Source organism: Microbacterium oxydans (assembly GCF_000956405.1).
GTDB lineage: Bacteria > Actinomycetota > Actinomycetes > Actinomycetales > Microbacteriaceae > Microbacterium > Microbacterium oxydans_C.
This window is the reverse complement of the sequence record NZ_JYIV01000027.1, coordinates 1-15,044: the sequence shown is the minus strand read 5'-3', so window position 1 is coordinate 15,044 and position 15,044 is coordinate 1. Positions and strand designations below refer to the sequence as shown.

The 15,044-nt window shown below is 66.5% G+C and carries 8 protein-coding genes; 6 read left to right on the top strand and 2 right to left on the bottom strand.

Annotation, left to right across the window (positions count from 1 at the left end; translation table 11 throughout):
• Positions 1-24: 24 nt before the first annotated feature.
• Positions 25-945: a sugar kinase gene (locus RN51_RS10790; protein WP_045264070.1), complete on the bottom strand. Its 921-nt coding sequence runs from the start codon at positions 943-945 to the stop codon at positions 25-27.
• Between the two features lie 163 nt (positions 946-1,108).
• Between RN51_RS10790 and RN51_RS10785 the strand changes: the two genes are divergently transcribed.
• The 6 genes from RN51_RS10785 (at position 1,109) to rpoC (ending at position 14,338) form a co-directional block, all read left to right on the top strand.
• Complete coding sequence (locus RN51_RS10785) at positions 1,109-2,782, top strand: ABC transporter substrate-binding protein (RefSeq protein ID WP_045264069.1); 1,674 nt, start codon at positions 1,109-1,111, stop codon at positions 2,780-2,782.
• Between the two features lie 86 nt (positions 2,783-2,868).
• Complete coding sequence (locus tag RN51_RS10780; protein WP_045264068.1) at positions 2,869-3,873, top strand: ABC transporter permease; 1,005 nt, start codon at positions 2,869-2,871, stop codon at positions 3,871-3,873.
• Positions 3,874-3,907: 34 nt separating this feature from the next.
• Positions 3,908-4,873, top strand: coding sequence for an ABC transporter permease (locus tag RN51_RS10775; protein ID WP_045264067.1), 966 nt, complete (start codon positions 3,908-3,910; stop codon positions 4,871-4,873).
• Positions 4,870-6,579: an ABC transporter ATP-binding protein gene (locus tag RN51_RS10770; RefSeq protein ID WP_045264066.1), complete on the top strand. Its 1,710-nt coding sequence runs from the start codon at positions 4,870-4,872 to the stop codon at positions 6,577-6,579. Before RN51_RS10775 ends, RN51_RS10770 begins: the two co-directional genes overlap by 4 nt.
• 299 nt (positions 6,580-6,878) lie before the next feature.
• Positions 6,879-10,382: a DNA-directed RNA polymerase subunit beta gene (locus RN51_RS10765; protein WP_045264065.1), complete on the top strand. Its 3,504-nt coding sequence runs from the start codon at positions 6,879-6,881 to the stop codon at positions 10,380-10,382.
• A gap of 80 nt (positions 10,383-10,462) precedes the next feature.
• Positions 10,463-14,338, top strand: a complete 3,876-nt coding sequence (gene rpoC / locus RN51_RS10760) for a DNA-directed RNA polymerase subunit beta' (RefSeq protein WP_045264064.1) — start codon at positions 10,463-10,465, stop codon at positions 14,336-14,338.
• Between the two features lie 281 nt (positions 14,339-14,619).
• Here the strand turns inward: rpoC and RN51_RS18555 are convergent.
• On the bottom strand, positions 14,620-15,044 hold a 425-nt coding region (locus tag RN51_RS18555), incomplete at its 5' end, for a hypothetical protein (RefSeq protein WP_045264063.1).

Genomic DNA, 15,044 nt, shown 5'->3' with positions numbered 1-15,044 from the left:
CCGAGCTCCGCCCTGGGAGACGGCTCAGTCGACGTGGTCGCGGGTGCTGACCAGGGCGCGGGTGGCGATGCGGTGTCCGCGCGCGAGGCTCCCCGTCAGCGACAGACCGGTGAGGATTCCGGCGAGGAAACCGGCCGCGAAGGCGTCGCCCGCTCCGATGGTCTCCACGACGGGCGCTTCCAGCGCTTCGCTCTCGGCGACGTCGTTGCCATCGAAAGCCACCGCTCCGCGTGCGTCGGTGACGAGCAGGTGGCGCGGCCCGGGGATCAGCGCCCGGATCTGCTTCGGGTCGCTGGTCCCGAACGCGACCTCCGCGTCGGGGCGGGTGCAGAACACCACATCGGCGCGGGACGCGAAGTCCGAGACGATCCTGCGGCCCTCTGCCTCGCGTCCGCGCCACAGCGCAGGTCGCCAGTTCAGGTCGAAGCTCAGCAGACGATCGGGGCGGCGCTCTGCGAACAGCGCTTCCTGGGCGGCGAGAGCCGAGTCCGACAGCGCGGGCGTGATCCCCGAGGTGTGCACGAGCGTCGCCTCTGTGAGGAGCGCGGATGCCCCCGGCGTCGTGAGGGTCTGCGGCGAGACGGCCGCGGCCGCCGAGCCCGCACGGTAGTAGTGCATCGTGCCGTCGACGGCTCCGTCCTCCCGCGCCGAGAGCTCCTTCACGTACAGGCCGGTCGGTGCATCGCTGTCGACTTCGACCGCAGAATCGTCGACTCTGTGGGCGCGCAGTTCAGCGGTGAGGAAGCGCCCGAACCCGTCATCGCCCACGCGGGAGACGACGGCCGTGCGAATTCCGGCCGATGCCAGGGCGATCGCGGTGTTCCACTCGGCTCCGGCGAGGGAGCGGTGGAAGGTCCGGCATTCCTCGAGCGGACCCGCGGTGGCGGCGACGAGGGCGACCATGCCCTCACCGAAGCAGACGGCGAGCGGGGTGGTGTCTGGCACGATCTGGACACTACCGGATCGATGCCGGTCGCGCCGATATCGGATTGCAACCTGGATGCGTTTGGTATCTGAGGATCCGCTGGGTACCGTCGAGTCATCACCGTCACCGAGGCGAAGAAGCCTCGGGACGCGCAAAGAAGCGCCCGACAGGGAAGGTCACACAATGCACCAATCAGTCAAGCGTCGGCGAGGACTCATCGCCGTAACCGGAGCCACGATCGCAGCGCTCGCCCTGGCCGGCTGCGTCGCCAGCGAGCGCGGCGACGGCGGGTCGGAGGGGTCGGGTGACGTCGACGGCACGTTCGTGTTCGCCGCATCCTCGGACCCGGCGAGCCTCGACCCCGCCTTCGCTCAGGACGGCGAGAGCTTCCGCGTCTCGCGTCAGATCTTCGAGGGACTCGTCGGCACCGAGCCCGGTACCGCCGACCCGGCACCGCTCCTCGCCGAGTCGTGGGAGTCGTCCGAGGACGGCATGTCGCACACCTTCGAGCTGAAGAAGGATGTCACGTTCCAGGACGGCACGCCCTTCAACGCCGAGGCCGTGTGCGTGAACTTCGACCGCTGGTTCAACTGGACCGGCCTCGCCGCGTCCGAGGCGTTCGGCTACTACTACAACAAGCTCTTCAAGGGGTACGCCTCCAACGCGGCCGACGCCGTCTACAAGTCCTGCACCCCCGACGGCGAGAACTCGGTCACGATCGAACTGAACAAGCCGTTCGCGGGCTTCGTCGCCTCGCTCTCGCTCCCGGCCTTCGCCATGCAGAGCCCTTCGGCGATGCAGGAGTTCGGAGCGGATGAGGTCAGCGGTTCCGCCGAGGCCCCGCAGCTCTCCGAGTACGCGATGGGACACCCCGTCGGCACCGGCCCCTACGCCTTCGACGAGTGGGCGCCCGGCGAGCAGGTCACGCTCAAGTCCTACGACGGGTACTGGGGCGAGAAGGGGCAGATCGACGAGATCATCTTCCGCACGATCGACGACCCGACCGCACGCCGCCAGGCGCTCGAATCCGGATCGATCGACGGCTACGACCTGGTCGGCCCCGCCGACACCAAGGCCCTCGAGGACGACGGCTTCACGATGGTGTCGCGCCCGCCGTTCACCATCCTGTACCTCGCTTTCAACCAGGCGGTGCCCGAGCTCCAGGACCCCAAGGTCCGCGAGGCGCTCTCATACGCGGTCGACAAGGACGCCCTGATCAGTCAGGTGCTGCCCGAGGGCACGCAGAAGGCCATCGAGTTCGTGCCCGAGGTCGTCAACGGCTACAACCCTGATGTCACGACCTACGACTACGACCCCGAGAAGGCGAAGTCGCTGCTTGCGGAGGCGGGCTACACCGAGGCGAACCCGCTGAAGCTCACGTTCAACTACCCGGTCAACGTGTCGCGTCCCTACATGCCGGACCCCGAGCAGATCTTCACGGTGCTGTCGTCGCAGCTGTCCGAGGTCGGCGTCGAGACCACCCCGGTCTCGGAGGAGTGGGTCGAGTACCTCGACCGCACGACCGGCACCTCGGACCACGGCATCCACCTGCTCGGCTGGACCGGTGACTACAACGACACCGACAACTTCGTCGGCGTCTTCTTCGGCCAGCAGAGCTCCGAGTGGGGCTTCGACAACCCCGAGCTGTTCCAGAAGCTGAACGAGGCGCGCGGCGTCTCGAACCTCGAGGACCAGACGGCGCTGTACGAGGAGATCAACGAGATGGTCGCCCAGTTCATCCCCGGCGTCCCGCTCGCGCACCCGGCGCCGACTCTGGCGTTCGACCCGCGCGTGAAGAGCTACCCCGCCAGCCCGGTGAACGACGAGGTCTTCACGGACATCGTCCTCACCAAGTAGGCCTGACCACTGGATAGGCCGTTCCCCGGTTCCACCGCTTCGGCGGGACCGGGGAGCGGCGTACCTTCTGATCGACGGAGATCTTCGTGCTGCGCACCATCGGCAGGCGACTGCTGTTCCTCATCCCCACCCTGTTCGGGCTCAGCATCCTGCTGTTCGCCTGGGTCAGGGCCCTTCCCGGCGGCCCCGCGGTCGCCCTGCTCGGCGAGAAGGCCACCCCCGAGGCCGTTGCCAGGGTCAACGAGCTCTACGGCTTCAACAAGCCGCTCATCGAGCAGTACTTCATCTGGATCGGGCGACTCCTGCAGGGAGACTTCGGGACGTCCATCCAGACCAACCGTCCGGTGACCGAGGAGTTCATGCGCCGCTTCCCCGCGACGCTCGAGCTCAGCGTGATGGCGCTCATCTTCGCGGTCGGCATCGGCATCCCGCTCGGATACTGGGCCGCTCGCCGTCACGGCAAGTTCACCGACCACGCGTCCGTCGTGCTGAGCCTGATCGGCATCACCATCCCGGTGTTCTTCCTCGCGTTCATCCTGAAGTACGTCTTCGCGGTGCAGCTGGGCTGGCTGCCGTCGGACGGACGTCAGAATCCACGAATAGACGCGACACATCCCACCGGTTTCTACGTGTGGGATGGCATCATCACCGGAGAGTTCGATGCCGCGTGGGATGCGATCCTGCACCTGATCCTCCCGGCGCTCGCGCTGGGCACGATCCCGCTCGCGATCATCGTCCGCATCACCAGGGCCAGCGTTCTGGAGGTGCAGAACGCGGACTACGTGCGCACCGGCCGTGCGAAGGGCGTCGGTGCGCCGACACTGCGCAACCGTTTCATCCTGCGCAATGCGATGCTCCCGGTGATCACCACGATCGGCCTGCAGACCGGGCTGCTGATATCCGGGGCGGTGCTCACCGAGACGGTGTTCGCCTTCCCCGGCATCGGCTCGTTCCTGGCGAGGGCGATCTTCACCAGGGACTTCCCCGTCCTCCAGGGATTCATCATCTTCATCGCGATCGCGTACGCGCTGATCAACCTGGCGGTCGATGTCTCCTACAGCTTCATCGACCCGAGAGTGAGGGTGCAGTGATGTCCCTCTTCATCGTCCGAAAGGAGGCGGTCGCATGACCATCGCCCTCCCGCCCGCACAGGGACCGTCCGCGGAGAGCGGCGGCAGCATCGACACCGTCGCCATCGCCCAGGCGGACCTGAAGAACGGCTCCGGCGGCTTCTGGCGGGACGTGTTCCGCAGGCTCCGCCGCAACCCGACGGCATGGATCGGGGCGGCCATCGTGGTGGCGTTCCTGCTCATCGCCGCTCTCGCACCGCTGATCGCTCCCTACCCCGAGACGGCGCTGCCCGGCGCGAAGTACATCACGCCGACCTACATCCCCGGTCCGGGGGAGCTGCCGCAGTTCCCGCTGGGCCTCGACCGCTTCGGCGGTGACGTGTTGTCCAAGCTCATCTGGGGTGCGCAGGCATCGCTCATGATCGGTGTCATTTCGACGGCGATGGGTCTGGTCGGCGGCATGATCCTCGGGCTGCTCGCCGGCACGTTCGGAGGGTGGGTGGACACGCTCATCATGCGCATCGTCGACATCATCCTCTCGGTGCCGAACCTGCTGCTGGCGGTCTCGATCGCCGCGATCCTCGGGCAGACTCCCTTCGCGATCATGATCGCGATCGGAGCGTCTCAGGTGCCGATCTTCGCCCGCCTGCTGCGCGCATCCATGCTCCAGCAGCGCTCCAGCGATTATGTCCTCTCGGCGCAGACGCTCGGGCTCGGCCGCGGCAAGATCACCATGTCGCACGTGCTGCCCAACGCCATCGGCCCCGTGATCGTGCAGGGCACCCTGACGCTCGCCACCGCGGTGATCGACGCGGCTGCGCTCTCGTTCCTCGGCCTCGGCGGAGGACGCCCGGAGACGGCGGAGTGGGGCCGTATGCTCACCTACGCGCAGTCCGAGCTGGCGATCGCCCCCTGGCTCGCATTCCTCCCCGGCATCTGCATCGCGGTGACGGCGCTCGGTTTCACCCTGTTGGGCGAGGCGTTGCGCGAGGCGATGGACCCACGGACGAGGGCGCGATGAGCGCGCGAGAAGACGGCGCGATGCGCGCTGCGAAGGAGAACCCGATGTCGACCGAACCGCTGCTGTCGGTGCAGGACCTCGCCGTGGACTTCGCCACCATGGACGGCGTCGTGCACGCCGTCGAGGGCGTCGACCTCGAGATCCGTCCCGGCGAGACCGTCGCGATCGTGGGGGAGTCCGGATCGGGCAAGTCCACCACCGCGATGGCCATCATCGGTCTGCTCGCGGGGGGAGGCCGGATCGCCGCCGGGAGCATCCGCCTCGACGGGAAGGAGATCTCCCGCGCGCCGGAGCACGAGATGCGCACGATCCGCGGTCGTGACATCGGACTCGTCCCGCAGGATCCGATGTCGAACCTGAACCCGGTCGCGAAGATCGGCACGCAGGTGGCGGAGACGCTGCTCGCGCACGGGCTCGCCACGCGGCAGAACGTGCAGGAGAAGGTGGTCGAGGCGTTGAGCGCCGCCGGTCTCCCCGATCCGAAGCGGCGCGCCAAGCAGTACCCGCACGAGTTCTCCGGTGGCATGCGCCAGCGAGCCCTGATCGCGATCGGACTGGCCTGCAAGCCGCGCCTGCTGATCGCCGACGAGCCCACGAGCGCCCTCGACGTCACGGTGCAGCAGACCATCCTCGACCAGATCGGGCAGATGACGCGCGAGCTGGGAACGGCCGTGCTGCTCATCACGCACGATCTGGGGCTCGCCGCCGAACGCGCCGAGCGGGTGATCGTGATGCACCGAGGCAAGGTCGTGGAGCAGGGCGACGCGCGGCAGATCCTGGAGGATCCGCAGCATCCGTACACGCAGTCGCTCGTGAAGGCTGCGCCTTCCGTCGCTGCCGCCCGCCTGCAGCCGGAGGCGTTCCGGGTGCAGGAGGGGACGGCCGCCGACGGCGCGGCGGTCGCCGAGCCGGCGCCGTCCGACAACATCGTGGAGATCGAGAACCTCACCAAGGTGTACCCGGTGCGGGGCCGCGGCGAGGACTTCGTCGCCGTCGACGACGTGTCGCTGGTGATACCGCGCGGGGAGACGGTCGCGATCGTGGGGGAGTCCGGTTCGGGCAAGACCACGACCGCGCGCATGCTGCTCAAGGTGATCGAGCCCACCAGCGGGCTGATCCGCTACGAGGGCAAGGACATCGCGTCGCTGAGCAAGGCGGAGACGAAGGACTTCCGCCAGCGGGTGCAGCCCATCTTCCAGGACCCGTACTCGAGCCTGAACCCCATGTTCACGATCGAGCGACTGATCGCCGAGCCCCTGGAGTTCTACAAGCGGGGGAGCGCAGCGGATCGCCGCAAGCGCGTGCGACAGCTGCTCGACGACGTGGCGCTGCCGCAGTCGATGCTGCGCCGCTACCCGTCCGAGCTCTCGGGAGGACAGCGGCAGCGCGTCGCGATCGCCCGTGCGCTCGCACTCTCGCCCGATCTGATCGTGTGCGACGAACCCGTGTCGGCGCTCGACGTGCTCGTGCAGGACCAGATCCTGAAGCTGCTCGGCGACCTGCAGAGCGAGTACGGCCTGAGCTACCTGTTCATCTCGCACGACCTCGCGGTGGTGCGACTCATCAGCGACTACGTGTGCGTCATGAAGGACGGACGGCTGGTGGAGGCCGCCACATCGGAGGAGATCTTCACGAATCCGCGCGACCCCTACACGAGGCGTCTGCTGGCGTCGATCCCCGGCAATGAGTTGAACATCGCCTCCTGAGGCCCCGTTCGCCGACACCCATCCCGCCCGCCGAGACCCATCGCCGCAGCCGCCTGCGCCGATGGGTCTCGGCGCGGAGGATGGGTCTCACCGAGGCGTACGGGGTGCCAATACCGCAGGTTCGAAGATTGGTCAAGGATTGCGCTTGCCATGTCGCAGAATCGTGCGTATAGTTGGTAGTTGCGCTCGCTTCTCCCTGCCCTCATATGGTGGTCGGCATCTGTTGAGTTCCCGGGCGCACACTCCACCTGACGACAAAGGAATCGAGAAGCCCTGCGGGGCTCACGGAGGTTATTCCCTTGGCTGCTGCTCGCAACGCATCCACATCCACCACCACCAAGAACGGACGCGGAGCTTCCCGTCTTTCGTTCGCCAAGATCTCCGACACGCTGACGGTCCCCGACCTTCTCGCCCTGCAGACCGAGTCCTTCGGTTGGCTGGTCGGCAACGACGCCTGGAAGGCGCGCGTGGCCGAGGCCAAGGCCGCCGGTCGCACCGACGTGAACGAGAACAGCGGTCTCGGCGAGATCTTCGAGGAGATCTCTCCGATCGAGGACCTCGGCGAGACAATGCAGCTGTCGTTCACGAACCCCTACCTCGAGCCGGAGAAGTACTCGATCGAGGAGTGCAAGGAGCGTGGCAAGACCTACGCCGCTCCGCTGTACGTCGAGGCCGAGTTCATGAACCACCTCACGGGTGAGATCAAGACCCAGACGGTCTTCATGGGCGACTTCCCGCTGCAGACCGACAAGGGCACGTTCATCATCAACGGCTCCGAGCGCGTCGTCGTCTCGCAGCTCGTGCGCTCGCCGGGTGTCTACTTCGACAAGACCCCCGACAAGACGAGTGACAAGGACATCGTCTCTGCGCGCGTCATCCCGAGCCGTGGTGCATGGCTCGAGTTCGAGATCGACAAGCGCGACCAGGTCGGCGTGCGCGTCGACCGCAAGCGCAAGCAGTCGGTCACGGTCTTCCTCAAGGCGCTGGGCATGACCAGCGAGGAGATCCTCGCCGAGTTCGCCGGCTACACCTCGATCGAGGAGACGCTCGCGAAGGACACGATCGTCACCAAGGAAGACGCGCTGCGTGACATCTACCGCAAGCTGCGTCCGGGCGAGCAGGTGGCCGCCGAGGCCGCGCGTGCGCTGCTCGACAACTTCTACTTCAACCCGAAGCGCTACGACCTCGCCAAGGTCGGTCGTTACAAGATCAACCACAAGCTGGGTCTCGACCAGCCCCTGACCTCCTCGGTGCTCACCGTCGAGGACATCGTGGCCACGATCAAGTACCTCGTGCGTCTGCACGCCGGCACCGAGGAGACCTTCGAGGGCATCCGCGGCGGCAAGAAGGCCGAGATCCGTCTCGCGACCGACGACATCGACAACTTCGGCAACCGTCGCATCCGCGCGGTCGGCGAGCTCATCCAGAACCAGGTCCGCACGGGTCTGTCCCGCATGGAGCGCGTCGTCCGCGAGCGCATGACCACGCAGGACATCGAGGCCATCACGCCGCAGACCCTGATCAACGTGCGCCCCGTCGTCGCCGCGATCAAGGAGTTCTTCGGAACCTCGCAGCTGTCGCAGTTCATGGACCAGAACAACCCGCTCGCGGGTCTGACGAACAAGCGTCGTCTCTCCGCGCTCGGCCCCGGTGGTCTCTCGCGTGACCGCGCCGGTGTCGAGGTCCGTGACGTCCACCCGTCGCACTACGGCCGCATGTGCCCGATCGAGACCCCTGAAGGCCCGAACATCGGTCTGATCGGTGCGCTCGCGACCTTCGCGCGCATCAACTCGTTCGGCTTCATCGAGACCCCGTACCGCAAGGTCGTCGACGGTGTCGTCACCGAGCAGATCGACTACCTGACGGCTTCCGAAGAGGTCGACTTCAACATCGCGCAGGCCAACGCCCCGCTCGATGCCAAGGGTCGCTTCGTCGAGAGCCACGTCCTGGCCCGCCCGAAGGGCGGCAGCGGCGAGGTCGACATGTTCCTCCCCGAGGACATCGGCTACATCGACGTCTCGCCGCGCCAGATGGTGTCGGTCGCGACCTCGCTCGTCCCGTTCCTCGAGCACGACGATGCACAGCGCGCCCTCATGGGTGCCAACATGCAGCGTCAGGCCGTGCCGCTGCTGCGCAGCGACTCGCCGCTCGTCGGAACCGGTATGGAGGGCTACACGGCCATCGACGCCGGTGACGTGATCACCGCCGAGAAGGCCGGTGTCGTCTCCGAGGTCTCCGCGGACCGCGTCGTCGTCATGCTCGACGAGGGGGGAACGCAGGAATACCACCTGCGCAAGTTCGACCGCTCGAACCAGGGCACCTCGTACAACCAGAAGGTCGTCGTCAACGCCGGTGAGCGCGTCGAGGTCGGAGAGGTCATCGCCGATGGCCCCGCCACCGAGAACGGTGAACTGGCCCTCGGGAAGAACCTCCTCGTCGCGTTCATGACGTGGGAGGGCTACAACTTCGAGGACGCGATCATCCTGAGCCAGGACCTGGTGAAGGACGACACCCTCTCCTCGATCCACATCGAGGAGTACGAGGTCGACGCCCGCGACACCAAGCTCGGCAAGGAGGAGATCACCCGTGACCTCCCCAACGTCAGCCCGGAGCTGCTGAAGGACCTCGACGAGCGCGGCATCATCCGCATCGGTGCCGAGGTCCGCCCCGGCGACATCCTCGTCGGCAAGGTCACGCCGAAGGGTGAGACCGAGCTGTCGGCCGAGGAGCGTCTGCTCCGCGCGATCTTCAACGAGAAGAGCCGCGAGGTCCGCGACACGTCTCTGAAGGTGCCTCACGGCGAGCAGGGCACGATCATCGCGGTCAAGGAGTTCAACGCCGAGGACGGCGACGACGAGCTCGGCTCTGGCGTCAACCGCCGCGTCGTGGTCTACATCGCCCAGAAGCGCAAGATCACCGAGGGTGACAAGCTCGCCGGCCGTCACGGCAACAAGGGTGTCATCGCGAAGATCCTCCCGATCGAGGACATGCCGTTCATGGCGGACGGCACGCCGGTCGACATCGTCCTGAACCCGCTCGGCATCCCGGGTCGAATGAACTTCGGCCAGGTCCTCGAGACCCACCTCGGGTGGATCGCGAAGCAGGGCTGGAAGGTCGAGGGCACCCCGGAGTGGGCGACGCGTCTGCCGGAGCAGGCCTTCGAGGCCGCGCCCGGCACCAAGGTCGCGACCCCGGTGTTCGACGGTGCGAGCGAGGAGGAGATCGCCGGTCTCCTCGACGCGACCATTCCGACCCGCGACGGTGTCCGTCTGATCGACTCCACCGGAAAGGCCCAGATGTTCGACGGCCGCTCCGGCGAGCCGTTCCCGGCTCCGATCTCGGTCGGCTACATGTACATCCTGAAGCTGCACCACCTGGTCGACGACAAGATCCACGCACGTTCCACGGGTCCCTACTCGATGATCACCCAGCAGCCGCTCGGTGGTAAGGCGCAGTTCGGTGGACAGCGCTTCGGTGAGATGGAGGTGTGGGCCCTCGAGGCCTACGGCGCCGCGTACGCGCTCCAGGAGCTCCTCACGATCAAGTCCGACGACATCCTCGGCCGCGTCAAGGTGTACGAGGCGATCGTCAAGGGCGAGAACATCCAGGAGCCCGGCATCCCCGAGTCCTTCAAGGTGCTCATGAAGGAGATGCAGTCGCTCTGCCTGAACGTCGAGGTGCTCTCGGCCGACGGCACGCTGGTCAACCTCCGCGACACCGACGATGAGGCGTTCCGCGCCGCAGAGGAACTCGGTATCAACATCTCCAGCCGCTTCGAGGCCGCCTCGATCGACGAGATCTAATCCTTCGGAGGGCCCGGGACCCACGTCTCGGGCCCACCGAAGCAGACTTCTCAAAAAGAATTTCCGACACAGGAGAACTAGTGCTCGAGTCCACAACTTTCGATGAGCTTCGCATCGGCCTGGCGACCGCAGACCACATCCGCGCGTGGTCCTACGGCGAGGTCAAGAAGCCCGAAACCATCAACTACCGCACCCTCAAGCCGGAGAAGGACGGTCTCTTCGGAGAGCAGATCTTCGGCCCGTCCCGCGACTGGGAGTGCGCCTGCGGCAAGTACAAGCGCGTCCGCTTCAAGGGCATCGTCTGCGAGCGCTGCGGAGTGGAGGTCACCAAGAGCTCCGTCCGTCGTGAGCGCATGGGTCACATCGAGCTCGCCGCTCCCGTCACCCACATCTGGTACTTCAAGGGCGTGCCCTCGCGCCTCGGCTACCTGCTCGACATGGCACCGAAGGACCTCGAGAAGGTCATCTACTTCGCCGCCTACATGGTCATCTCGGTCGACGAGGAAGCTCGTCACCGCGACCTGGGCACGCAGGAGAACAACATCCGTCTCGAGCTGAAGACGCTCGGCGACCGCCGCGACGCCAAGATCGCGGAGCGCCTGGCCAAGCTGGAGGAGGAGCTCGCTGCTCTCGAGGCAGAGGGTGCCAAGGCCGACGCCAAGAAGAAGGTCAAGGACGCCGCCGAGAAGGAGATGTCGCTCATCCGCAAGGGTGCCGACGAGGCGATCCTGAAGCTGGAGCGCGTGTGGGAGGACTTCCGCACGCTCGAGGTCGGCGCACTCCGTCCCGAGGACGACGTCTTCCACGAGCTGCAGGACCGTTTCGGTCAGTACTTCGAGGCGTACATGGGCGCCGAGTCGATCCAGCGTCGCCTCGCGGCGTTCGACCTCGAGGCCGAGGCGGAGAACCTGCGTCTGCAGATCTCCGAGGGCAAGGGCCAGCGCAAGATCCGTGCGATCAAGCGCCTGAAGGTCGTCAGCTCGTTCCTCGAGACCGGCATGAGCCCGGCATCGATGGTCCTGGACGTCGTCCCGGTCATCCCGCCGGAGCTGCGCCCGATGGTCCAGCTCGACGGTGGCCGCTTCGCGACCTCCGACCTGAACGACCTGTACCGCCGCGTGATCAACCGCAACAACCGTCTTCGTCGTCTGATCGACCTCGGTGCCCCCGAGATCATCGTCAACAACGAGAAGCGCATGCTGCAGGAGGCCGTCGACGCGCTGTTCGACAACGGTCGCCGTGGTCGCCCCGTCACCGGTACCGGCAACCGCGCCCTGAAGTCGCTCAGCGACATGCTGAAGGGTAAGCAGGGTCGTTTCCGTCAGAACCTGCTCGGAAAGCGTGTCGACTACTCCGGCCGTTCGGTCATCATCGTCGGCCCGCAGCTCAAGCTGCACCAGTGCGGTCTGCCCAAGCAGATGGCCCTGGAGCTCTTCAAGCCGTTCGTCATCAAGCGTCTGATCGACCTCGGTCACTCGCAGAACATCAAGGCCGCCAAGCGCGCCGTCGAGCGCACCCGTCCCGAGGTCTGGGACGTGCTCGAGGAGATCATCCGCGAGCGTCCCGTGCTGCTCAACCGTGCACCCACCCTGCACCGTCTGGGCATCCAGGCGTTCGAGCCCCAGCTCGTCGAGGGCAAGGCCATCCAGCTGCACCCGCTCGTCTGCGCGGCGTTCAACGCCGACTTCGACGGTGACCAGATGGCTGTCCACCTGCCCCTGTCGGTCGAGGCTCAGGCCGAGGCCCGCGTGCTGATGCTCGCGTCGAACAACATCCTGAAGCCGTCGGACGGTCGTCCGGTCACCCTGCCTTCGCAGGACATGATCATCGGTCTGCACCACCTGACCACGGTCAAGGAAGGTGCGACCGGCGAGGGCCGTGCATTCGGTTCGGTGGGCGAGGCGATCCTGGCCAAGGACGAGGGCTCCCTCGACCTGCAGGCGAAGATCCGCATCCGCATCCCGGGTCTGACGTTCCTCGAGGGCGAAGCTCCCGAGGGCTACGAGCGTCACGGTCTCGTCGACGCCTCGCTGGGTCAGGCGATCTTCAACGACACGCTGCCCAAGGGCTACCCGTTCGTCCGCGAGCAGGCTGACAAGAACAAGCTGTCGCAGATCGTCAACAAGCTGGCCGAGGAGTACCCCAAGGTCGAGACGGCTGCGTCGCTGGACCGCATCAAGGACGCCGGCTTCTACTGGGCGACGCGCTCCGGTGTGACCGTCGCCCTGAGCGACATCCTCACCCCGCCGAACAAGGCCGAGATCGTCGCCGGCTACGAGAAGCAGGCCGCGAAGGTCCAGTCGCAGTACGAGAAGGGTCTGACGACCGACTCCGAGCGTCGCCAGGAGCTCATCAAGATCTGGACCGAGGCAACCGACGAGGTCCAGGCCGCGATGAAGGCGAACTTCCCGGAGAACAACACCATCAACCGCATGGTGTCGTCGGGTGCTCGTGGTAACTGGCTGCAGATCCGGAACATCGCCGGTATGCGAGGCCTGGTGAACAACCCCAAGGGTGAGATCATCCCGCGTCCGATCATCTCCTCGTACCGCGAGGGTCTGTCGGTTGCGGAGTACTTCATCGCGACGCACGGTACCCGTAAGGGTCTCGCCGACACCGCTCTGCGTACCGCCGACTCGGGTTACCTGACCCGTCGTCTGGTGGACGTCTCGCAGGACGTCATCATCCGCGAAGAGGACTGCGGCACGTCGAAGGGCCTCGAGCTCCCGATCGCCGCTCCGAACTCGCAGGGTGAGCTCGTGCGCGACGCGAACGTCGAGAACTCGGTGTTCGCCCGCACGCTGGCCTCCGACGTCGTGAGCGAGTCGGGCGAGGTCCTCGCCTCCGCCGGTGACGACGTGGGTGACGTCCTGATCGACAAGCTGGTCGGACTCGGTGTCGAGAGCATCAAGGTGCGCTCGGTGCTGACCTGCGACTCCGCTGTCGGTGTCTGCGCGCAGTGCTACGGCCGTTCGCTCGCGACCGGCAAGACCGTCGACATCGGTGAGGCCGTCGGCATCATCGCAGCCCAGTCGATCGGTGAGCCCGGTACCCAGCTGACGATGCGTACCTTCCACACGGGTGGTTCGGCATCGGCGGACGACATCACGCAGGGTCTGCCGCGTGTGCAGGAGCTCTTCGAGGCGCGTACCCCCAAGGGCGCGTCGCCGATCGCCGAGGCCGATGGCCGCATCACGATCGACGAGACCGACAAGGGCAAGAAGGTCATCCTCACGCCCGACAGCGGTGACGAGCCCGTCATCTACCCGGTGCTGAAGCGTGCGACGCTTCTCGTCGAGGACGGCCAGCATGTCACGGTCGGTCAGCCGATCCTGGTGGGAACGCTCGACCCCAAGGAGATCATGCGCGTCATGGGCGCCCGCGAGGTGCAGAAGTACCTCGTCGGCGGTGTCCAGGGCGTGTACCGCTCGCAGGGTGTGCCGATCCACGACAAGCACATCGAGGTCATCGTCCGTCAGATGCTCCGCAAGGTCACCGTCGTCGATCACGCCGACACGACTCTGCTCCCGGGTGAGATGGTCGACCTCAAGCGCTACCAGTCGATCAACCGCGAGGCTGTGGCAGAGGGCAAGCGCCCCGCGTCGGGCCGTCCGGAGCTGATGGGTATCACGAAGGCGTCGCTCGCGACCGAGTCGTGGCTGTCGGCCGCCTCCTTCCAGGAGACGACCCGCGTGCTCACCGAGGCTGCGATGCAGGGCAAGCGCGACCCGCTGGTCGGTCTCAAGGAGAACGTCATCATCGGTAAGCTCATCCCCGCCGGAACCGGTCTCTCGAAGTACCGCGACGTCACGGTCGAGGCCACTGAGGAAGCCAAGAGCGAGCGCTACCCGAACCGGATCTTCGCATCCGACGGAGCGTACGCGGACGGCGACTTCGGCTACGTCGACTTCGACGCGTTCTCGACGGACGACATCACCCCCGGCACCTACAACTGATCGAGGCGAGAGCCGGCGAGCTTGCTCGTCCGGCCGAGCCGATTGAGGTTGTCGAGCGATGAAATCGCGACACAACTGATCGAGGCGAGAGCCGCAGCATCAGTGCTGAGTGACTGAGAAGGCCCCAGGGTTCGCCCTGGGGCCTTCTTCGTGCCCGGGCATCGGCGCCGTCCGTCGAGCGCACGCGAAGTCGCGCAGCACACGGAGACGAGCGTCGCCACCCATGCGCTCGTCGAGAGGTCGTGCAGTCGACGCAGGATCCGGTGCAGAGGGCGGCCGGGTCAGTGGAAGAGGTGCTCGACGATACTCGACGTGTAGCCGGCCGGAGCGAGGTTCGAGTACCGGGTGTCGATCAGCACGTCGTCGCGCCAGAACAGGGTGCGGCCGTCCGTCACCGGATACTGCTCGTTGGGCCAGGTCTTCTCGCAGCGAGTGCCGCCATCGGGCGTGAAGCAGGAGAACCCCTCATTGTTCGCGAGGGCATTGAGCATGTCGAGCGCCGGGCCGCGGTTCATCCGCGAGATCGTGGTCGTGAGCCTCGTGGTGTCTGCGCGCGGGTCGGCCCAGTTGCAGGTGAGCGTGCCATCCGCTCCCACACCAGAGGGTCCGAAGGCCGGGTCGTTGAGCGGAGTGTCTCCGAGCTCAGCGAGCACGGCCTCAGACAGGATCGCGCGGCAGTCGGTCGGCAGCGTGACGGGCGTGGCGG

What these genes read in the sequence shown, in the direction of transcription:
- RN51_RS10785 (WP_045264069.1), top strand. Translation starts at nt 1,109, where the DNA reads ATGCACCAATCAGTCAAGCGTCGGCGAGGACTCATCGCCGTAACCGGA.
- RN51_RS10775 (WP_045264067.1), top strand. Translation starts at nt 3,908, where the DNA reads ATGACCATCGCCCTCCCGCCCGCACAGGGACCGTCCGCGGAGAGCGGC.
- RN51_RS10770 (WP_045264066.1), top strand. Translation starts at nt 4,870, where the DNA reads ATGAGCGCGCGAGAAGACGGCGCGATGCGCGCTGCGAAGGAGAACCCG.